Here is a 22,181-nt window from a genome sequence, read left to right as displayed (position 1 = left end):
TAATGCCCGAAGCGACATGATGCGTGCGCGCCCCAGTGGGAAAGCTTAGCGCGTCACGCTCGCCTCCAGCTTGGCCTGCCCGCCCTTGCCATACGCGATCGGCCTCTCGGCCCGTCCATCCTGCAATTCCAGCGTGGTCAGCGCATCGCGTGCCACGGCCTTGATGCGCCATTGCCTTCCATCATCCTCGCTCACCAGCAACGCACCGGAGAGAGAGCTGGCCATGACCTGATTGCCTTCGCTGCGCAGGGCAGTGATGGAGCCGCTGGTCGGGGAGGCCAGCGATTGCCAGTGCTGCCCGCCATCCTCGCTGCGCAGCAGCTTGCCGCCCAGGCCACCAACGATGATGGCCCCGGAGGCAGTGACCACGCCGCTCCACAGCGAAGCCTTGCTGCCCGTGGCCAGCGCGTCCCAGTGCTGGCCGCCATCAAGCGAGCGATACAGCACGCCTTGCTCGGCCGCGACGAACAGCGCGCCATCGCGGCCGGGGAAGATGTGCAGCAGGTTCAGGTCGCCGCGCTGCTGGCCGGGTGCGGTGGGCAGCTTGACCTGCTGCCAGCTCTTGCCGCCATCGCGTGTATGCAGCAGCAGTGACCACAGCCCGGCCGCCCAGCCCTCATTGGCATTGGCAAACCAGACCGAGAACAGCGGCTGGTCCACGCTGGTGTCGCTGCGCTGCAGGGCCCAGGTCTTGCCGCCATCGGCGGTGTGCAGGATCACGCCGCCGTGGCCGGCCGCCCAGCCCTGCTCGGTGCCGGCGAAACTGACCGAGGTCAGCGTGGTATCGACCGGTACCTTGTCGGCCTGGCGATAGCTGGCACCGCCATCGTCGGAGAGGATGATGTAGCCATAGGCGCCAACGGCCACGATGCGGCTGCCGGCACGGGTCGCGCCCAGCATCATGTTGTGCAGGGCATGCGCATCGGAGCGCGCCGGTGACAGCGTGACCGGCGCGCCGGCCTGCGCCAATGCGCCAGGGGAGACGCCACCGGCCAGCACGGCCAAGGCCAGCGTCACAGAATGTTTGCGGAAATAAATCATGAATCGTCCTTGCGATCGGTAATCAGTGCGCCAGGGCGCTGTTGAGCTTGATGGGCGACTTGCGCGGGAACATCTTCTCCAGCACCACTGCAAAGGCGGGCAGGGCGGTCATCGCCATGACCAGGTTGACCAGGAACATGAAGGCCAGCAGCTTGCCCATGTCGGCCTGGAACTTGAGGTCGGAGAAGGACCAGGTGGCCACGCCAATGGCGAGCGTGATGGCCGTGAAGATGGTGGCGATGCCCACTTCCTGAATCGCGTTGTGCAGCGCCTCTTCAATGGGCAGGCCAGCAGCCAGATGCAGCTGCAGCCGGTTGTAGATGTAGAAGGCATAGTCCACGCCGATGCCCACGGCCAGTACCATCACGGGCAGAGTCGCTACTGTCAGGCCGATCTGCAATTGCTTCATGAAGGCATAGCCGATGAAGGTAGCCACCGTCAGCGGCAGGCAGCAGGCGATGATGGCGCGCCAGTCGCGATAGACCGCAAACACCAGCAGCACGATGGCCCCATAGACGTAGAGCATCATGGGCAGCTCGGATTTTTCCACTTCATCATTGACGGCCGCGATCACGCCCGCGTTGCCTGCGGCCAGGCGGATTTCCAGCCCGGCCAGCTTGTGCTGGTCGCGATAGGCCTTCACGGCCTGGATCACGCCATTGATGGTGGCAGCCTTGTGGTCGGCCAGGAACAGATGGCTGGCCAGCATGTTGCAGTCCTTGGAGAGGAAGCCGCGTACACGCCCGATTTCTACCGCCAGGGCGGCATAGTTGGCGGCATCCAGCGGCACCGTGAACATGGCCGGATTGCCCTCGTTGTAACCCTCGTTATAGATCTTCATCTGGTCGGCGAAGGAGCTCACAGACAGCACGCCCGGTACATGCCGCATGACCGTATCGAACTGATCCTGATAACGCCCGAAGCTGACGTTGTCGCACGAATTGGAAGGCGTCGACAGGATGACCGTCAGCCAGTCCAGCCCGTTGCCGTAGTTGTCCGCGATCCAGCGGGCATCGCGGTTGTAGCGTGCGTCGGCATGCAGTTCCGGTGCGCCCGGCTGCAGCGTGCCGACCAGGCGGTCATGGCTGTACCAGGCCGATCCGGCCAGCACCAGCAGGGTGATGACGACGATACTGCGCGCCACGCGCGGCTGTGCCGAGCGGGACAGCACGGCCAGCCAGCGGCCTCTGGCCTGCTGGGCGCGCATGGCGCTGTCGGCATAGGTCTTGCCGACCTTCAGCAGCGAGGCCGCCAGCGGCAGCATGACCAGGTTGGTGATGATCTTGTAGCCCACGCCGATGGACGCCGTGATGGCCAGCTCGCGCACCATGGGAATCGGGATCATCACCAGCGTGACGAAGGACACCAGCGCCGTCACCAGCGCCAGCACGCCCGGAATGAGCAGGCCCTTGAAACTGGCGCGGGCCGCCGCTTCGCAGGACTGGCCACTGGCAATGCCGCGCACGATGGTATTGATCTGCTGCACGCCATGCGAGACGCCAATGGCAAACACCAGGAAGGGCACCAGCACCGCCAGCGGATCGAGCCCGTAACCGAGCAGGCGCAGCGTGCCGAATTGCCACACCAGCGACACCAGCGAGCAGGCCACCGGCAGCAGCGTGAAGGGCAGCGAGCGGCAATACCAGTAGACCGCGACGGTGGTCAGCAGCAGGGCCATGGCGCAGAATTTGAGCACGCCTTCGGCACCATCGGCCACGTCGCCGATCTGCTTGGCAAAGCCGATGATCTGCACTTCGAAGTCGGCGTTCTCGTATTTCGCGCGCAGGTCGTTGAGCAGTTTGTTGTAGGCCAGATAGTCGACCTTGTCACCCTTGGCATCGAACTCGTTGATCTCGGCCACGATCATGGCGCTGTCCTGGTTGCGCGAGATGAGGGTGCCGACGAAGCCGCCATTGACGGCCGTATTGCGGATCTGTTCGATGGTCTCCGGCGTGAGCGCCGAGGGGATCACGGTGCCGGGGATGACGGGGTCGGCGCGGAAACCCTCTTCGGTGATCTCGTTCACGAAAGTGTTGGGCGTCCACAGCGACTGCACGCCGAGTCGGCTGATATTGGGCAGGAACATGACGGCCTGCGTCATCTCGGACAAACGGGTCAGTCCCTCCCTGGTCCAGATGCTGCCCTTGCGTGCGCGCAGCACGATGTTGAGGCGATTGGCCCCGAGCACGTCATCGCGGTATTGCTTGAAGGTGTCGATGTATTCGTGATGGGTCGGCATCTGTTTTTCAAAGCCGGCGTCCATGCGCAATTGCAGCGCGAAATACGACAGCACGGCGGTGAAGGCCAGCAGCAGGGCCAGGATGGGAATGCGCAGGCGGAACAGGCTGGCTTCGAGTCTATCCAGACTGAACAGGGAAGGGGCGTTGGCCATGGTGCGGTGGTCTCGGGTCGGAGTTCAAAAACGCGGGCCGCCCGCAGGCGGCTTCAAGCAAAACGGGATTGCACGTCAATGCGCCCGGACCGTGGAGGGCCCGGGCGCGCGGCCTCAGAAGTTGCGGCTGATGGTCATGCCATAGAAGCTGCGGTCACGCAGCGGTTGATCGAACACGCTGGCTCCTCCCCAGAATTTGGCGAAGTTCAGCGCCACCTGCCACTTGGCCGGGTTCTGGGTGAAGGTCACGGTGAAGTTGGCCATCTTCGCGCCTTCCATGAAAGTCGCCGTGGCATTGGGCGTGCGGCCCTTGACGGCATGGAAGAAGTAGACCTCGGGAATGACCTGCCAGCCAGGGATCACCGAACCGTCGTAGACCCAGCTGAAGTCGAAGTTGTAGCCATACGAAGTCGCGCTGCCCACGCCGGAAGTATTGCCGCCATTGGCCAGTGTATTGCTGGCATTGGCCGTGGTGTCGTAGCCCCAGCCCCACAGGCCCGCAGCCACGGGGATGCCGCCATACGCGCTCTTCAGGTTGGGATACTTGATGGCCACCGCTTCCACCATCAGCGTGGCGGTATCGGCCCCCAGGGTCTTGAGCACGGCACCGTGTTCGCTGGGGGTCAGGCTGAGCATGCCGGTGATGGCCAGCTGGTATTTCTCGGTCTCGATGTAGCACTTGCCATTGGTCTGGCACAGGCCGCCATTGGCGTTCAGCACCGAGCCGTTGAGCGAGACCGCATCCTTGGGCCGATACGACAGTTCCGTGCCGATGGCCCAGTTGCCCAGCGGGAAATTGGCCGAGAGGCCAACCATCTTGCGGTCTTCCAGATAGGAATAGCCCAGGCCGCTGGCGGTATTGGCGGTCGACAGCACGGGCGATTTGTCGTGGTAATTCATCACGTACAGGCCGAAGTTCACATCGGCACCCGGCGGCGTATAGCGCAGGGCCACACCATATTGGCCGGTGGAGCGCGGACGGCCGGTGACCGGCACACCCAGCGCATCGGCGCCGCTGCCCACGGTGGCGGTCGACCAGTAGCTGCCCACGGGCGGGAAGTAATTGCTCTCCCAGCCTTGCTGCACATAGGTTTCCACCGAGAATCCACGGCCAAGGCCGGTGGCGAAGTTGACCATCGGGGCGGGCAGGATGGCTTCCTTCAACTGCGTACCCGGATTGGACAGGCGCATCAGGTCGATGGCATTGGTCTGGTTGATGCCGCCGGCGATGAACAGGCTCTCGCCCCAGTTCACCACCTGATTGCCGACGCGGATGCGGGCGCGTTCCTCGCCCAGGTCGAAGGATTTGCTGACCCACAGGTCCAGCAGGCGCACCTTGGAATGCAATTCATTGGTGGCGTCATCCGACAGCGCGCGGCCGGTGGTATTGGCTCCACTGATGTTGCCGGTGCTGCGAGTGGCCGAGTAATCGCGCAGCCAGCTCACGCGGCCCAGGAATTTCACGTCTTCCGGCATGTTGAGCAAAAGCTCATGGGTGCCTTTGAGATAGGTGGTGAAGCGGTCGCCCCGGTTGTAGTTCAGGTCGCCCTGGTCATTGAGCGAGGACAGTGCATCGGCACAGCCACCCGGCGCACTGGGGCCGGAGGCGGCCGCTGCACTGCCGCCACTGCTGCCGATGATCAGGCCGCAGGATTGCTTGCTGGCGCGCACGCCCACACCCAGTGAGACTGTCGAATCGAAATTGCCGGACACCGTCTCACCCTCGAAGGTGATGGCCTGTGCCGCGCCACTGCACAGCGTGGCGGCGGCCAATGCGATGACCCTGGTTTGCAGATGATTTTTCATTGTTGTTCCTCTCCCGTTGCGGATGCCGTCTCAGGACCGCTCAGCGATCGCTGATGGCACGCAGGTTGTCGGCGCTGTAGAAGCTGGCCTTGGCGCGCGGATTGCCCTTGCCGTCGACTTCCCAGGCCATGTCCTTGCCGGTGCCGGCGGCGTGCAGGTCGAACACGTAGCGGCCTTCGGCCAGGTTGTATTGCGCGAAGCCGGCCTGGTCGCAGCTGCCGGTCTCATAGACCGGGATCACGTAGGCTTCACGGTGCTTCCACAGCTTGCCTTGTGCGTCGTAATCATCGGCGGCGACCAGGTTCCAGCTGTCCTCGTCAACATAGAAAGTGCGCTTGGGCGCGAGGTGGCGCACGCCGGCCTTGACCGTGGCTTCCACCACCCAGACGCGGTGCAGCTCGTAGCGGCGGGCGCTCTCGGCGATGGACTCGTCACCGGCCACGTCTTCGAACTTGGCCTTGAAGTCGGTGGCACCGAAGCTGCCATACGGCACGTACATTTCCTTCTTGCCGACCAGCTTCCAGTCGAAGCGGTCGATGGTGCCGTTGAAGACCATGGGCTCATCCAGCGTGTACTGGTTCTCCATGCCGATCTGCGGCGAGTCGTAGGCGTAGGAGGGCATGCGGCGCACGCGGCGCTGGCCGGGAAAATAGTAAAAAGTTTCGCCACCGGCCTGGTTGAGGAAGGTGGTCAGCGACAAGGCTTGTCCGGCCAGAGCCGTGGGCGAGTTGTAGGCGAAGTAGGTGTAGTACTCCACCGGCGGCAGGGCCGAGAGATTCACGCTGCCCTTGGCGGCCCAGGGGAAGAACATGGTCTGCTGCGACCCGGCCTTGATCCATTCGCTGCTGCCCTTGCGCGGTGAGACGGCGGTGATGGTGGACTTCCATTCCAGGGCCACGCCGCGATAGCGCATCTTGCTGTTGTACATGACCTCTTCGCCGCTCTTGGGCACGGGGAAGGGAATGCCCGGCACCACCGCCTCGGCCAGGCTCCATCCATCGGCGCCGAGCTTGGCGCTGGTATTCTTTTTGGTGTTCTCCACCACGAAATCGGGAGCGCTGCAGTAACGGTGGCTGGGATAGACATCCATCTTGTAACCCTTGATCTGCTTGATCAGGGCAACCTGGCCGGCACTGAGCTTGCTGGCGTACTTGTCGACGTTGGAGGCATCGATGGTCTCGGTTTTCTTCTCGTCCTTGTACTTGAAGAAATCGCGGCGCAGCTTGCCGTAGGACCAGCCGGGCAGGACCACGTTGTCTTCCTTCCAGTCCGGCACGCCGTTGCCGCCGGCTTTTTCGCCGCCCAGCGGCGTGAGGCTGCCGCCGAGGTCGGCGGGCGTGGCGGCCTGCGCGAACGTGGCAGCCAGCGCCAGGGCCATGGCGCTCATGTGGATGACCTTCATTGTTGTTCTCCCTTGTTGTGATGCGGGTGTGCGTTGGCCGGATGCGCTGCCGCGCAGTCCGGATGGCGGACCGCTCCCAAGGCGTGGAGGCCTTTCCTATTGCCACAACCCGTTCGGGCTGGGCCCCATGTCTGACAAAACGCTGACGTACAGGGAAATTGACTCGCTTATGGCGTTGTCCTGAATAGGTGGTTTTTTGGGAGCAGTGGACGAGGGAGAATGTAGAAGGGGCCACCTCGGTACTGTTAGCCGCTTTTAGCAATTTTCGGGAGGAACGCCCGGAGGGGATGGTGCAAAACCAGACGGCCCCGCTGTAATCGGCTTTGAAAAAGGCTTGCAGGGCGAGGCTGACCGATTTGTCCGGCAGGATGTTGATAGGCGAAGAATGGAGCGGATTATTCCCTTGTCGTTGAATTGACCTGTGACAAAAACAGGATTGTTGCCGGAAACAATATTAATCAACCAACCGGTCGGTTTTATTGTGAGAAAAGCTCGTATTTTGAGGCGGGCTTGCCTGGAGCACGCGCAGATGGTGATGCGTGCTCCGGGTGCAAATGAGAGTGGACGATGGAGGTGGTGGACCAAGACAGGGCAGCTTTGCCAAAAACGGCTAGACCTCTGCCCCAAAATTGCCCAGGACAGCGGCACAGTCCATATTGGTAACCGGCGTTACCAATGCGGACTGTGCCGGCAGACTCAGGATTGTGCGGCCGTTTTGATGACCGTTTCCGAAGGCAGGACGCCGAACATCTTCTTGTATTCCGAGGCGAAGCGGCTGGGATGATTGAAACCGCACAGGGCGGCCAGGTTGCCGATGGTGTCGTGGCCGCGTTCTTCGCCGCTGCGCCGCTTGATTTCGCGATGCGCCGCGTTCAGGCGCAGCGCCTTGAGGTACTGCAGCGGCGAGATGTCGAGCCGTTCCTCGAAACAGTATTGGAGGGTGCGGCGGCTCACGTGGGTGGCGCGGCAGACATCGAGGATGCCGATCTCCTCGCCCGCATGCGTGCGCATGTAGTCGATGGCGTTCTGCACGATGCGTTCGCGGCGCTGGCGCGAGGGCAGGGTCGATTCCAGTTCGTGATGGCCCTGGTTCAGCGAGAGCGCCAGCGCCACGTTGCTGATGGCGGTGGAAGCCAGCGCACGCGGGCTGATCGGCCGCGTGGCCTTGCCCGCTGGCGTGTTGAGGAGATCGAAGGCGACCGAGAAGTAATGGCGCAGCATGCCCGCCGTGGCCGCATCGAGCTGCAGCACGGACAGGTCCAGCCATTTGCGCACGCTGGCTTCATCCTGCTCGTGCAGCTGCGACAGGAACAGCTCGCGCTGCACCGAGATGCCCAGCAATTCGATCGGACCGTTGGTGCGGATGTGGTGCGCCCGGCTGCCATCGAGCACGATCAACTGGTCCTGCGTAAGCGGCCGGCCATTGAGCAGGTGGCCTTGGGCACTGGTGTTGCAGATGCCGATGACCATCTGCTCGGGCGGCGGCACGATGCGTTCGTGCAGGGCGGTGTTGGTGGTCTCGCGGATGAAGCAGAACTCGTCGGTCTGCACCATGGCCAGCGCGCCGACAAAACGGCCACTGCCCAGTTGCTGGTACTCCTGCTCCCATCCGGTGAGCGTACTGGCTTGCTGGTCCACATCCGAAAACTGTTCGGCGTGAACGGAAAAATGGTCGGCATGCATGGCGCGGGCTCCTGTTGTTTTGTGTCAGACGATGCAAATTTCGCACCAGCCTGTCAAACATCCGGAAACGGCAAGCAAGACGCTCATCGACGCCGCAAACCAGGTCTGCGGGCGGCGAGGGGCAGGGTGATTGATTTCCGTCTCCGTTGTCTCGGAGCACCTTCGAGGGTGGCTCTCGGACTTTCATTTTTTTCGCCAATCTACTGAATCACAGGGTAAAGCACAAGGGCGCATTCGTCACATTGGGATTCTGGAGTATTGCGGCGGGCAGAGCATTCGTGGTAACGCACCGAACTGTCTCAAAAATGAAAATATGCTCGCTTCGTTTTGTACCTAGGTGAAGTTTCGTGCGAGCTGTCCATGGACAGAAATCTTCATATCGTTTCCGCTTGATCTATTTGATCGGCGCTGCATGTCGCATGGGGTGGCGCTTTGCGCGCTGCGTCGCGGAAAAAACTTTCATTTGGCCTGCAAGCCGCATGGGGCGGGGACCGCCATTTTCAGCGGCATGGCGGCCCTTTGGTGCGATTTACGGGGAAGCTGTGCCGGGGTTGAATTGCCACGGGGCAAAACTGTTTTGTCTTTCAGCAAAAGTGGCCGGGTTGACACCTTGTGTCGTCCGCCGACGGAAGCTGCCCTGGGGAGGGCAAGCTTGCAGTGACAACAGAGCAGCGGCATGTCGCCGCGCCGGTCGCTGCGCACCCCGGACCACGAAGGGAGGAAAGACGGACGTTTTGCCCCGCCTCCACGCATCGGCTGCACTCCGCTCAGGGAAAACAACATGAAAACAATAAACGAACACCGCAAGGATATCTTGCCTGTCATCACGCTGGTGACGCCCGAGAAGCTGCTGGCGCATCTGTCCGGCAAGACGCGGGCGGCAGCGCCAGCGGTTCTCCTTGGCGCTGGGGGCCCGCCCATGGCGAAGAAGGCGGAAGCCGTGGCGCTGAGCCCGGCCGAGTTTGCCGTCAGGGGCTCGGACAACGCCGGCCTGCCATCGCGCAGCTTGCTGTGGGCGGCATCTTCCACGACGAGCACGGGCAGCACTTCCGCGCCGCTTGCTGCGAGCAAGGCTGCGGGCAAGATCCCTGGCCCGATGCCCGGCGAGTCCAGACCGCTGCTGCCGCCGCCTTCATCTCTTGCGTCGGTGGACGTCAGTGAGGCTGTAGCGGCGCATGGGCTGCCCGAGAAGGCGGCGCTCACAGCGGGCGAGATCTCTGTCGCATCTACCCAGACGGCCGGCGCACCGGCCGCCACCGCCGCTGCCACGGCCACTTCCACGCCATCCCTTGCGGCGCTGGTGGCGCTGTCGCCGGCAGCCCCTGCGCCCAGGAGCGTGCGGCGCCCGGCCATGTCCCCTGCGGTGCTGGCACCCGCCTGTCCGGTCGCGCCGGCCCCGGTGTCGGTGCAGACGGGTCAGCCGGTTCCGGTGTATGTGCCGGTTCTGTTGGATGGCCAGGTGATGCTCTGTCCCATCGATCTCTACTGCCCCGTGCTCATGCCGCTGGCAAGCTTGCCAGCAATCATCACGCGCGGCACCACCACGGCACCTGCCAACGCATCGGTCCCAGTTCCTGCCGCCGCGTCCGCACCGGAGGATTCGTCCAATGCCCCCGCCGTTTATCGCAAGGCGGGCCGCTTCGATCCCGGCAGCTTCCTGCCGCAGCAGGCCTTCAGCGAAGGCCAGGTGAGCGAGGCCGATTCAAGGAATGAGGTGAGCGATCGCAGCTGGCGCATTCTCGATGCGCGCCTGCAAGGCGTGACTGCGGCTCAGCTGGCAGCGCTGGACGGCAACCGGGACGGAGAACTCAGTGGCGCGGAATTGTCCGGCCTCATGGCCTGGTCCGATGCCAACCAGGACGGCATCGGCCAGCCCGGCGAGATCAGCGCGCTGGCCGATGCCCTGCAGCGAGTGCAACGCGATGCACTGCGGGCCACTGATTACGGCATCTTCACTGCCGGCAATGCGCGCTTGCAGTCCAGTGCTCCGGGGGAGAATCCGCCGGTCCCGCCCAGCAACTACCGCACCCTGCGCGACAACGACAACAGCATGTCTTTGCCCGGCGGCGGGGTGATCAATTTCCGGGTCAACCAGTTCAAGATCGTCAGCAGTGCGCCGGGTACTCTCATCGGCACCGATGGTGCCGACCTGCTCAGCGCCGGCAACAACGGACTGGACTACGCGCTGGTCATCGATCCGGCACGGCTGACCACCCTGCTGGCCGGTGACGGCGACGACAAGGTCTTTGGCCGCAACGGGGCCGACATCCTCTGGGCAGGCAATGGCAACGACAGCGTCAACGGCTTCGGCGGCAATGATCGGATCTATGGCGAAGACGGCGATGACCAGCTTTCCGGCGGCGAAGGTGACGATCTCATCGATGGCGGTGCAGGCAATGACAGCATGTTCGGAGGCTGGGGCAATGACAGGCTGTATGGGGGCGATGGCGATGACAGCCTCATGGGCAACGATATCGGCAGCGCGTCCCTGTTCGGATTGACGGTCCTTCCCTCGGACGACGATGTGATCTTCGGCGGAGCGGGCAATGACAGCCTGATGGGCAATGCGGGCAACGACCAGCTCCGGGGCGGCAGCGGCAACGACAAGCTGTATGGCGGCGAGGGCAATGACCAGCTCCATGGCGAAGAGGGGGACGACCAACTGACCGGGAGCAATGGTGACGACATCCTCTACGGCGGCGACGGCAATGATTACCTGGTTGGCAGCGACATCCGCGCCAACTGGCTGGAGCCATTGCCGGCCAGCGTGGTGGGCAATGACAAGCTCCATGGCGGCGCCGGCGACGATACCCTCATCACCGCCGGAGGCGATGACTATCTCGATGGCGGGGCCGGCAACGATCACATGGAAGGCGGCAGCGGCAACGATACCTACGTCGTCAGCAGTCCCGGCGATGTGGTGCTGGAGCGCGACAACGGCGGCTACGATACGGTGCTGGCCGGCAGCAGCTATGCACTGACGGAATTCGTTGAAGAGCTGCACCTGCTGGAAGGCGGCAACTACAACGCCGGTGGCAATGGCCTGGACAACCTCATCGTGGGCAACAGCCAGGACAACGTCATCGACGGCGCAACTGGTGCCGATACCATGATCGGGGGCAAGGGCAGCGACAGCTATTTCATCGACAACCCCGGCGACAAGGTGACGGAACAGGCAGGCGAGGGTATCGATACCGTCTACTCCCGCATCAGCACTACCCTCGGGGAGAACGTCGAGAATCTGGTGCTGCTGGATGCGGGCACACCGCAGCGCGCCAGCATGGACGGCAAGCCCGTGCTGGTCTATGGCGCGCCGCATGACTACCACCTCGACTACGACCAGGGCGGCGATATCGCGGGTTACGACGGCACTTGTGGCGAGGCCAGCATCGCCAACCTGCTGACCATCGCCGGCCAGTCCGTCAGCGAGCCCGATGTAGTACGCCGCGCGATCCAGATGGGCTGGTGCACGCCCAAGAATGCCAGCGGCATGGGAGGCGGCACGAATGTCTACGAACGCAGCAAGATTCTGGACAGCTATCACATGGCCCACCAGATGTTCACCAGCTATGAGGAGCAGAAGCTGCTGGACGCCCTGCAGGCAGGCCGAGGTGCCATCATCGGCGTGTGCTCGTCACGGCTGTGGGGGCATGGCGACAACGGCAGCCCGGTACGCAGCGATCACGTGATCACGCTCACCGGTGTGGTTTGCGATGAGGCCACGGGTGTTGCGCAAGGCGTCTACATCACCGATTCCGGCCAGGGCAATGCCAGCGACATGTGCCGTTTCCTGACCATGGAGCAGCTGCGTTACGCGGCCAATGTCGACGGCGCGAATGCGCTCATCACGGTGGCACCGATCAAGATGACCGACGCCAGCCTCAACGGCAGCGGCAATGCGCTGGACAACCAGCTGGTCGGCAATCGCGGCAACAACATCCTCACCGGCGGCCGTGGCGACGATACGCTGGCAGGCCAGGCCGGCAACGACACCTACGTCTTCAGCCGCGGGGATGGCCAGGACCTGGTGGCCGACAACGATGCCACCAAGGGCAACCTGGATACGCTGCAGTTCACCGACATCAGGCAGACCAGCCTGTGGTTCCGGCACGTGGGCAATGACTTGCAGATCGACGTGCTGGGCGGACAGGACCAGATCACCGTCAAGGACTGGTACGTCGGCGGTGCAAGCGGCAGCGACAACCACATCGAGCGCATCAGGACCGCCGAGGGCTACACCCTCTACGACAGCGATGTGGAAAAACTGGTGCAGGCCATGGCCAGCTTCGCACCGCCGGCGGCGACCCAGACCGAGTGGCGCAGCGGCCAGTCCAGTGCGGACCAGGTGCTGTTGACCGTGACCCACTGAACACGGACCCACGGTCCGTCAAGGCGGCCGGCAAGCAGGGCAGCGGCCGTCCTTGACCCACCATCCTCGAAGCAACCCTCTCGGAAATCCTATGAACCAGACGGACCACGACCCCGGCCAGGCGGGGACGGACAGCGGCTTGCTGTGCCTGATCATGCTGGCCAAGCTGCACGGCATCGCAGCCGATGCCCGGCAATTGCAGCACCGATTCGGCCGCGAGCCCTTCAGCGTGCAGACCATCCTGCTGGGCGCGCGCGCACTGGGCATGAAGGCGCGCGCCATCCGCCAGCAAGCGGCCAGGCTGGAGCGCACGCCGGTACCAGCCATTTGCGTCGATCACGCCGGACACTTCTTCGTGCTGGCCAAGATCGACGCCGCGCCGCAGGAATCACCGGGCGCGCCCTTGCGAATCCTGATCCAGCGGCCGGGGCAAGCACCGCAGGTCCTCACGCGCAGCGAATTCATGGCGCTCTGGGCCGGTCAGGTGATCCTCATGACCAGCCAGGCCAGCTATGCGGGCGAGTCCTCGCGCTTCGATTTCACCTGGTTCATCCCGGCCGTGGTCAAGTATCGCAAGGTGCTGGCCGAGGTGCTGCTGATCTCGCTGGTGCTGCAGATCATCGGCCTGGTGACGCCCCTGTTCTTCCAGGTGGTGATGGACAAGGTACTGGTCAACCACGCCATGATGACGCTCAACGTGATAGCGGTCGGCCTGATCGCCGCCACCATTTTCGAAGCCCTGTTGACCGGGATTCGTACCGCCATCTTCGCCAAGGCCAGCAGCAAGATCGACGTGGAGCTGGGCGCGCGCCTGTTTGCCCATCTGCTGAGCCTGCCGCTGGCCTACTTCCAGGTACGCCGCGCGGGTGACTCGATTGCCCGCGTGCGAGAGCTGGAAAACATCCGCAGCTTCCTCACCGGCAATGCCATGACGCTGGTGCTGGACCTGATGTTCTCCTTCATCTTCCTGGCGGTGATGCTCTGGTACAGCGTGCCGCTGACGCTGATCGTGCTGGCTTCCATCCCGGTCTACCTGCTGTTGTCCCTGATCTTCACACCGGTGCTGCGCGCACGCCTGAACGACAAGTTCAACAAGAGCGCCGAGAACCAGTCCTTCCTGGTGGAGACCCTGACCGGCATGGACACCGTCAAGGCACTTGCCGTGGAACCGCACTGGCAACGCAAGTGGGACCAGCAACTGGCCGGCTATGTCGCCGCCGGTCTCACCACCACCAACATCAGCCTGGTGGCCAACGGCGGCGTGAACCTGGTGAGCAAGCTGGTCAGCGTGGGCATCATGTGGATGGGCGCGCTGCAGGTGGTGGACAACACCCTGACCGTGGGCGAACTGGTGGCCTTCAACATGCTGGCCGGCCAGGTGGCGGCGCCGATCCTGCGTCTGGCACAGCTGTGGAACGACTTCCAGCAGATCGGCATTTCCATGAGCCGGCTGGCCGATGTGCTCGATGCGCGCAGCGAAGTGGCGGGCCAGCGCACTCGCCTGCCGCGCGTGAGCGGCGCGATTGCGTTTGAGCGGGTGAGTTTTCGCTATCGCCCCGAGACGCCGGAGGTCATTCGCGGGCTGACGCTGCAGATACAGCCGGGCGAGGTGATCGGCATCGTCGGCCGCTCCGGGTCCGGCAAGAGCACGCTGGCCAAGCTGGTGCAGCGGCTCTACGTCTGCGAGAGCGGCCGCGTGACCGTCGATGGGCAGGACATCGCCATCATCGACACCGCCTCGCTGCGCCAGCAGATCGGCGTGGTGCTGCAGGAGAACACGCTGTTCTCGCGCTCCATCCGCGACAACATCGCCCTGGTCGATTCCTCCGCACCGATCGAGCAGGTGATCGCCGCCGCCAAGCTGGCCGGAGCGCATGACTTCATCTGTGAACTGCCCGAGGGCTATGACACGCTTGTCGGCGAGCAGGGCAGCGGACTGTCCGGCGGACAGCGCCAGCGCATCGCCATTGCGCGCGCACTCATCAGCAATCCCGGCATCCTCATCTTTGACGAGGCCACCAGCGCGCTGGACTACGAATCCGAAAAAATCATCCAGGACAACATGCGCCAGATCTGTGCCGGGCGCACCGTGCTCATCATCGCGCACCGCCTGTCAGCCGTGCGTGATGCCGACCGCATCGTGGTCATGGAGCGCGGTAGCGTCGTCGAGAGCGGCAGCCATGAGGAATTGCTCATGCTGCCCGATGGCATCTATGCGCATCTGTGTGCGCTGCAGGCCGGCAAGCCATTGCAAGGGGAGACACCATGAGTCTGCATCATCGTTCCCGGGCCTGGCTGGCGCTGTGGCAGCGCTATGGGCGCGTACTGCGGCATGCGTGGCGCCAGCGCGATCCGCGCAAGAGCGGCTTCTACAACGAGCAGGAAGCCGAGTTCCTGCCGGCCGCGCTGTCGCTGCAGGAGTCGCCCGATTCGGCCAGCCTGCGCTGGACTGCGCGCCTGCTGATGGCGATGGTCTTGCTCACGCTGCTGTGGTCGCTGGTGGGCCACATCGACATCGTGGTCAACGCTACCGGCAAGGTCATTCCTTCGGCCCGCATCAAGACCATCGCGTCCATCGAGGTGGCCAGCGTGCGCGACATCCTGGTCAGGGAAGGACAGCGCGTGCGAGTCGGCCAGATCCTCATGGAACTCGATGCCACCAGCAGTGATGCCGAACGCGACAAGGCCGCCGACGCCGTGGCCCAGGCGCGGCTGCAGGTGGCGGGCGCGGCGGCCATGATGCAGGCGGTGCAGCAGCTGCAGGCGCCGCAGCTGGCGGAGCTTGGCGGCGCAGGCCGCGCGCAGCGGGACTCGGCCGAGCGCCAGTTGCAGGGCCAGTACCAGGACTTCCGGGCGCGCCTGGCCCGGATCGATGACGAGATCACGCGCTACGCAGCGGCCTTGCAATTGGCCAGCGCGCGTGCCGCCGATTACAAGGAGCTGATGGCCGACAACACCGTCTCGCGTCATGCATGGCTGGAGAAAGAGCAGGCGAGGGTGGATCTGCAAGGCCAGTTGAGCGAGGCCCGCAACCAGCGCACCGCGCTGTTGGCGCTGACGCAGAAGGAAGCCCACGACAGTCGCATCGAAGCCGAGAAGATCATCGAATCCGCACAGCAGGACCAGCGCCGCGCCGAAGAGCGCAGCCGCCTGCTCACGCTGATGGCCCCCGTCAGCGGCACCGTGCAGCAGCTGGCCGTGCATACCGTGGGCGGTGTGGTGGCGGCCGCCCAACCGCTGATGCAGATCGTGCCGGAGGAGGGCGACATCGAGATCGAGGCCTGGCTGGAGAACAAGGACGTCGGCTTCGTGCGCATCGGGCAGGAGGTCGAGGTCAAGATCGATGCCTTCGACTACACCAAGTACGGCACCGTCCCGGCGCGCGTGGTGCATGTCTCGCGCGATGCCATTCAGGATGAGAAGAAGGGCCTGGTCTATTCCGCGCGCATCCTGCTTTCCCGCAACAGCTTGAATGTCGATGGTCGGAGTTTGCCGCTGTCGGCCGGGCTGGCCGTCAATGTCGGGATTCGCACCGGCAGCCGGCGCGTGATCGAGTATGTGCTGTCGCCGTTGATGCGGCATCAGAAGGAGGCTTTGCATGAGCGTTGATGACTCTTTGCGACCGCGCCATGCGGTAACGGCCCTGATCCTGATGGTCTCGCTGCTTGCGGCACCGGCTGGTGCGGCCCCGCCTGCGCGCTTCGATCCCTTGCTGGCACGCCCGCCCGAACTGGACAAGGGAAAGATACTGCCCGGCGACGACCGTCCAACGGGCTGCGCAACCAGCCCCTTCACGCCCGGCAAGGTGCTCACGCTGGTCGATGCGGTGGACCTGGCGCTGTGCCATCAGCCCCAGGTACAAGCCTCATGGGCCGCGATCAAGCTGCAGTCGTCGCAACTGGGCGAGGCGCGTGCAGCCTACCTGCCGACCCTCGGGGCGGGTGTCGGCCAGTACCGCGAGAGCGCCACGTCGGACCAGGGCAGCAGCAAGCGCTCGATCGGCACGCTGTATGCGACGCTGACCTGGCGCCTGCTCGACTTCGGCGGGCGCAGTGCCAACCAGCGCGCGGCCGATGTGCTGCTGCAGGCGGCCTCGGCCAGTCAGGACGCCACCCTGCAGAAAGCCATGGGCAATGCCGTCGGCCTGTATTACGACGCCCACAGCGCGCGCGCTGCACAGCAGTCGCGCGAGCGCAGCCTGGCGCTGGCACGCCAGATCCTGGAGGCCGCCATCAAGCGCGAGCAGCGCGGCGTGGGTGCCCTGCCTGAGACCTTGCAGGCACGCACCTTCGTGGCCAGGGCCGAGCTGGAACTGGCGCGCGCCATCGGCCAGTACAAGCGCAGCGTGGTGATGCTGGCCGTGGGCCTGGGTTTGCTGGACGAGGCGGGCGACGTACCGGTCATCACGCTGTCCTCGGAGACCGAGGAGGATCCGCTCGGGCTGGAGCAGAACCTGCCGGGCTGGCTGCAATCGGCCCGGCAGTATCACCCGGCCATCCTGGCCGCACGCGGCCAGGTGGAGGCCGCCCGCGAGAAGGTGAGAGTCGCCGTGGCCGACGGCCTGCCGACGCTGGACATGACGGCCAGCCGTTACATCAACGGCCGTCCGAACCAGCCCGGCAGTCGCGGCGATCGCGATACGGTGGTCGGACTGAACCTGACCATCCCGATCTTCGATGGCTTTGCCAACGGCTACAAGGTCGATGGCGCGCAGGCCCAACTGGAGATGCGCGAGGCCGAGCTGCGTGAAGTACAGGCGCAGGTGCTGGGCGACATCGCCACTACCTATGCAGAGGCGACCACCGCCTTGCGCAGCATGGCTTCTGCACGCGCCCTGCTGGAAGCGGCGCAGCGCTCGGTAGAGTCGGTGCGGCGCAAGTACGACACGGGTGCGGCCGATATCGTGGAGATGCTCAACGCCCAGACGGCCCTGGCCGATGCCGAATTGGAACGCATCCGTGCGCTGGGCGAGTGGCGCTCGGCGCGATTGCGCCTGCTGGCCAATGCCGGCGAGATGGGGCGGGTCAGCTTCACCAAGGCCGCACGCCGGTGAGCGCGCGCGACTGGTGGCGCAGGCGAATCAGGTTGCCTGGCCTGGGCGCGCTGCGCGGCGCCAGGTCTGCCAGCCGACCAGCATCGACAGCGCTGCGCCCAGCGCGAACACCAATCCGGAGGCGGTGCGCTGCTCGATGGCCAGGGTCAGTACGGTGGGCATGAGCACCACGCCGATGAATCCGGCAAACACGCACAGCCCGGTGGCCCGGCCCACTTGGGCGCGCGGCACGAGGAAGGCGATCTCCGAGAACAGCACGCCATTCCAGGCCACCACGGCCACCCCGAGCGCGGCGGCGGCCGCATGGAACATCAGCATCGGTGTGGGCGCAAAGGCCGACCACGCGAGAATGGCAAAGCCCAGCGTGCCCAGCAGGCCGGAGACGGCCAGCATGCGCAGCGCCGGCACGCCGCGGTCAACGCAGCGGCCCCAGATCAGCCGGAACACCACACCCACCAGATTGAACAGCGTCAGCAGCATGGCGGCCTGTTCGATCGACATCTGCTGGAAGCCGTGCAGGAAGGGCAGCAGCATGGCAATGGCAGTGACCTGCAAGCCCGAGAACAGGAAGGCCACCAGCGTCAGGATGCGCAGTGGCGGATGGCTGCGCAGCAGCGACCAGACGCTCTCTGCGGATGCTGCGCCTTTGCTGGCCGCCGGGGCCGGGTCGTGGTCTTGCGCCGACTTGCTGTTGAAGGCGATCGCACCGAGCAGGCCGATCAGGCCCGGCGCCACGAAGGCCCACAGCAATCCGACATGCTGCGTCATGAGCGGCACCAGCAAGGCCGCCAGTGCAGCCCCGGCGGGGACGCCGCTTTGCCGTATCGAGAACAGCAGGCTGCGGTTTTTCAGCGGGCCGCTCTGGCTGAGGAAGTAGGAACTGGCGGGCGTGATGCCGCCGTAGCCCATGCCCATGAGTACGCTGCCGGCCAGCACCCCTGCCACGTGGGTGGTCGCGATGAGCAGCATCCCCAGGGCGCAGAGCGCCAGGCACCAGCGGCTGACCTGGAATGCGCCGAGCCGATGGACGCGGTTGCCGAACCAGATCGACGAGCAGGCCGCCGCCGCGTAGAGCACCGCCGTGTAGACCCCGACCCAGCTGACGGAAATGCCCAGCGTCTCGGCCAGCAGGGGCGAGATGGTCAGCACGGCGGTCGCGGCAAAGGAGGTGGCGATCTGGATGGCGGTCAGCAGGAGCAGGGCGGTGAAGGGATGCATGGACAAAATCGCGTTACCGGACTGGCCGGAAAAAATAAGGATGCCTGCGCTTTCCCGCACGGCAAATCCGTTGCGGCCAGGCATCAAGACCATGATTGTAGGAAAAGACACGCGTTCATGCTTTTCCTGATAGCGTCGGACAGCGGAAGCCTGATAGCCTGAAGCCGGGACGCAGTGACAGCAGAGGGCCGCAGCGGAGCGCGAGGCCCCCCATCGCCACGCATCACCACGCAATATCAGGCGATATCAAGCGATATCAAGCGATATCAAGCGATATCAAGCGATATCAAGCAAGACGGGGAGCACCAGCCAGAGAGCTTGGCTCACTACAGCACGCGCAACAGCGGCGGGGAAGGGGAAATGCGATTTCTCAACAAACATCACCAGTGGAAGATCGGGCAGCTCATCGCGGGCGCGCTGATCTGTTTCCTGGGCTGCCTGGCGGCGTTCGGCGCGGCCGGTTTTTTCTGGCTGCAGCATGACCTGGAAGAGAAGATCGTGCAGCCGCTGCTGGAGCGCGAACTCAATCGCGTGCTGGAGGGCTTCCGCTCCGAGTACCTGGCGGGCGGGGTGTTCATCAAGCAGATGCAGGGCCTGATGCTGGAATCCTCGATCCCCCTGCATGGCGATCTGCGTTCGCTGGCCCGCTTCATCGAGTCCTTGGCGCGCCGCGAGAATGCCGAGGAGCCGCGCTTTTCCTACATCCAGTTCGGCAACAACCGTGGCCAGCTGATTGCCGTCAATCTCAAGGGCTACGGCAGCCTCGACTACTACCTGCAGGATGACGCCCATCCCGGCCTGCAACACTTCGACCAGCGCCCCGACGGCGAGCACCTTGCGCCGTTGTCCGTCACGCCCGACTACGACGCCCGCCAGCGTCCCTGGTATGTGAATGCCACCGCCGAATGCCCGCAGGTCTCCGCGATCTACTTCAGCATGGGAGCCGATGCGCAGTGGAATGCGTCCATGACTTGTCCCGTCAATCGCTCGCCGGAAGATCAAGGCGTGATTGCCGTCGATCTCTCGCAGGCGCGGCTGCAGCATCTGCTGGATGCGGCAGTCCAGCAGTCGCTGGTGGCGGGGGTCTTCATCGTCGATGACAATGAACGCGTACTGCTGCAATCGGACCGCCTCAGTGCCGCCGACAAGCGCTTCCTGATCGACCAGCCGCCTGGCAGCCGCGCGCGTTTTACCGAACTGGCCATTGCGCGCCTGGCGGACCGTTCGCGCATGGTCAATCTCAAGACCGATGCCAACGGCAAGTTCCTGATTTACCAGCAGCCGCTGTCGAAGATCGACGGTGCACCCGCTGAACTGGCCGGTTATCGGGTGCTGGTGATTTCGTCCCGCTCCGAACTGCTGTCGGTGTTCGATGGCATCTTCTGGATCAGTTGGGTCGCACTCGCGGTCATGCTGGTCGGCGGCCTGGTCCTGATCCGCCTGTATCGCGGCAGCATCACTTCGCCGCTGATGCGTCTGCGCCATCAGGCCGAGCAGGTGGCTTTTCGCGAGGCCAGCGGGACGCATCGCTTCGAGCTGCTCTATCCCAAAGGCTGGGCCATCGAGGAAATCGTCTCGGTGCAGGATGCCGTCGAGCGCATGGCCGGCAATCTCTACAGGCTGTATCACGAACTGCGCGACAAGGTCGACCGCGATCAGGAAAGCGGCCTCCTGAGCCTGATCGGCGCAGCCGAGCGGCTGGAGCAGAGCGCGTGGGAACAGGCCACGGTCTGCATGGTGGAGATCAACAACTATGTGGTCCTGGCCGATACGCTCAACAAGGTCGCGCTGCGTCACCTGTGGCAGAGCCTGTGCCAGCAGGTGGCTCCTGTGTGGGGTGACTTTGCGGCGCAGCGGCTGGTCCGTTGCCGCTACAGCGAGAGCCGTATCGCCGTGGTGATGCTGGGTGCGCCTGTCGACCATGAAGACATGCTCATGCGCCTGCGCAGCAAGTCCGAACTGGTGCTGTCGACCGGTGGGGCGGAAGAGGTGCGCGTATTCCTGAGTTTTGGCGTGAGTATTTGCGAACAGCGCAGCAAGGCCGCCATGGAAAAGAGCCTGGCCAATGCCGCCATTGCATTGCGCCAGGCGCAGCAGCCGGGCGGTGGCGGTTACTGCGTGTTCCAGCCGGCCATGCTGGCGCGCGAAGAACGGGTGCAGGCGCTGTTGGCGGCCATGGACGCCGCCACGCTGGAGGCCGAGTTCAGCATGGTCTACCAGCCCATCTGCGATCTGCGCAGCGGTGCGCTGCACGGCGTGGAGGCACTGATGCGCTGGCACTCGCCGGCCTTCGGCGCGGTCTCGCCAGCCGAATTCATTCCGCTGGCCGAACGCAGCGAGCGTATTTCGCAGCTGGGTGCGCTGGCCTTCCGCAAGGTGGCGGCCGATGTGGCGCAGTGGCAGGCGCTGGGCATCCTGCCGGAAGGATTCACGGCGCACGTGAATGTTTCGGTGCGGCAGGCGATGAACGTGCACTTCTTTGAGCAGGTGCGCGACATCGTTCTCAATGCCGGCGTGGCTCCGCCGATGATCACGCTGGAGCTTACCGAGAGTCTGCTCATCGATGACTCGCATCATCTGCAGGCGCAGTTCCGTCAGTTGAGCACGTATGGGTTCGGACTGTGCCTGGATGATTTTGGTACTGGCTATTCCTCCTTGTCGACGCTGCACAATTTTGATTTCAACTGCGTGAAACTGGATCGCTCCTTCATCCTGCGCGTGAGCGAAGAGGGACGCGCCTCGTCGCTGCTACCGGCCATCATCGGCATCGCGCGCTCGCAGCAGATGGAGTGCGTGGCCGAAGGCGTGGAGACCGAGGAGCAGGCCGAACTGCTGCGAGGCATGGGCTGTGCGTTCGTGCAGGGTTATCTGTTTGCGCGGCCGATGGCGGCGCAGGCGCTGGTGGCGTGGATAGGTAGCCGGGGCCGGGCGTGAACGCCGTTATCCTGTTGAGTCGATTGCCGGAGTATTTCAGCGATCTTTGGCGGTCGTCACTAATGCGCTTGAATAGTTCGACTTTTGCACCGTACGCCATTCCGTGAATCACCAACAGTCCTATCGCGTCAGACCTAGATGAAATCAATGAGCATATAGCGTCGTCGAGATGCTTCTCCAACTGGTTGAAGTACATGACGATGATGCCAATCAAGGGCAAGGCTTCTTCAAGATAGCGCGCCGCTTCGACTTCATCTTCTACTTCATGATAGAGATGCTGTAC

General features: G+C 64.1%; 11 protein-coding genes. 5 read left to right on the top strand and 6 right to left on the bottom strand.

Annotation, left to right across the window (positions count from 1 at the left end; translation table 11 throughout):
• Positions 1-45: 45 nt before the first annotated feature.
• From JOD78_RS05740 to JOD78_RS05720, 5 genes are all read right to left on the bottom strand, one after another.
• Positions 46-1,041, bottom strand: a complete 996-nt coding sequence (locus tag JOD78_RS05740) for a YCF48-related protein (protein ID WP_134135918.1) — start codon at positions 1,039-1,041, stop codon at positions 46-48.
• Between the two features lie 22 nt (positions 1,042-1,063).
• A complete protein-coding gene (locus JOD78_RS05735; protein ID WP_209566834.1) occupies positions 1,064-3,433 on the bottom strand; it encodes an efflux RND transporter permease subunit in 2,370 nt (789 codons plus the stop codon).
• A gap of 114 nt (positions 3,434-3,547) precedes the next feature.
• Positions 3,548-5,239 (bottom strand): DUF1302 domain-containing protein, encoded by a 1,692-nt coding sequence (locus tag JOD78_RS05730; protein ID WP_209566832.1) that lies wholly within the window; start codon positions 5,237-5,239, stop codon positions 3,548-3,550.
• A gap of 40 nt (positions 5,240-5,279) precedes the next feature.
• On the bottom strand, positions 5,280-6,641 hold the full coding sequence (locus tag JOD78_RS05725) for a DUF1329 domain-containing protein (RefSeq protein ID WP_209566830.1): 1,362 nt from the start codon (positions 6,639-6,641) through the stop codon (positions 5,280-5,282).
• Positions 6,642-7,337: 696 nt separating this feature from the next.
• Positions 7,338-8,324, bottom strand: coding sequence for a helix-turn-helix domain-containing protein (locus JOD78_RS05720; RefSeq protein ID WP_134135913.1), 987 nt, complete (start codon positions 8,322-8,324; stop codon positions 7,338-7,340).
• A 781-nt stretch (positions 8,325-9,105) separates the two neighbouring features.
• On the opposite strand from JOD78_RS05720, the gene JOD78_RS05715 reads away from it, so the two are divergent.
• From JOD78_RS05715 to JOD78_RS05700, 4 genes are all read left to right on the top strand, one after another.
• Positions 9,106-12,693, top strand: coding sequence for a calcium-binding protein (locus JOD78_RS05715; protein ID WP_245201984.1), 3,588 nt, complete (start codon positions 9,106-9,108; stop codon positions 12,691-12,693).
• A 91-nt stretch (positions 12,694-12,784) separates the two neighbouring features.
• Positions 12,785-14,962, top strand: a complete 2,178-nt coding sequence (locus JOD78_RS05710) for a type I secretion system permease/ATPase (protein ID WP_209566828.1) — start codon at positions 12,785-12,787, stop codon at positions 14,960-14,962.
• Positions 14,959-16,302 carry an HlyD family type I secretion periplasmic adaptor subunit gene (locus JOD78_RS05705; protein WP_209566826.1) on the top strand — a complete coding sequence of 448 codons (1,344 nt, stop codon included), beginning with the start codon at positions 14,959-14,961 and terminating at the stop codon, positions 16,300-16,302. Before JOD78_RS05710 ends, JOD78_RS05705 begins: the two co-directional genes overlap by 4 nt.
• The gene (locus JOD78_RS05700; RefSeq protein ID WP_209566824.1) at positions 16,292-17,746 is read left to right on the top strand and encodes a TolC family protein; all 1,455 of its coding nucleotides are present in this window, start codon (positions 16,292-16,294) and stop codon (positions 17,744-17,746) included. Before JOD78_RS05705 ends, JOD78_RS05700 begins: the two co-directional genes overlap by 11 nt.
• Before the next feature lie 27 nt (positions 17,747-17,773).
• On the opposite strand, the gene JOD78_RS05695 is transcribed toward JOD78_RS05700, so the two are convergent.
• Positions 17,774-18,964 carry an MFS transporter gene (locus tag JOD78_RS05695; RefSeq protein WP_209566822.1) on the bottom strand — a complete coding sequence of 397 codons (1,191 nt, stop codon included), beginning with the start codon at positions 18,962-18,964 and terminating at the stop codon, positions 17,774-17,776.
• 360 nt (positions 18,965-19,324) lie between these two features.
• On the opposite strand from JOD78_RS05695, the gene JOD78_RS05690 reads away from it, so the two are divergent.
• Complete coding sequence (locus JOD78_RS05690; protein WP_209566820.1) at positions 19,325-21,898, top strand: EAL domain-containing protein; 2,574 nt, start codon at positions 19,325-19,327, stop codon at positions 21,896-21,898.
• Positions 21,899-22,181 lie beyond the last annotated feature (283 nt).

This window comes from Herbaspirillum sp. 1130 (assembly GCF_017833835.1).
In the GTDB taxonomy this organism is placed as follows: domain Bacteria; phylum Pseudomonadota; class Gammaproteobacteria; order Burkholderiales; family Burkholderiaceae_D; genus Herbaspirillum; species Herbaspirillum huttiense.
Note: the sequence above shows the minus strand (reverse complement) of the source record. Positions and strands in the feature narration are given on the sequence as shown.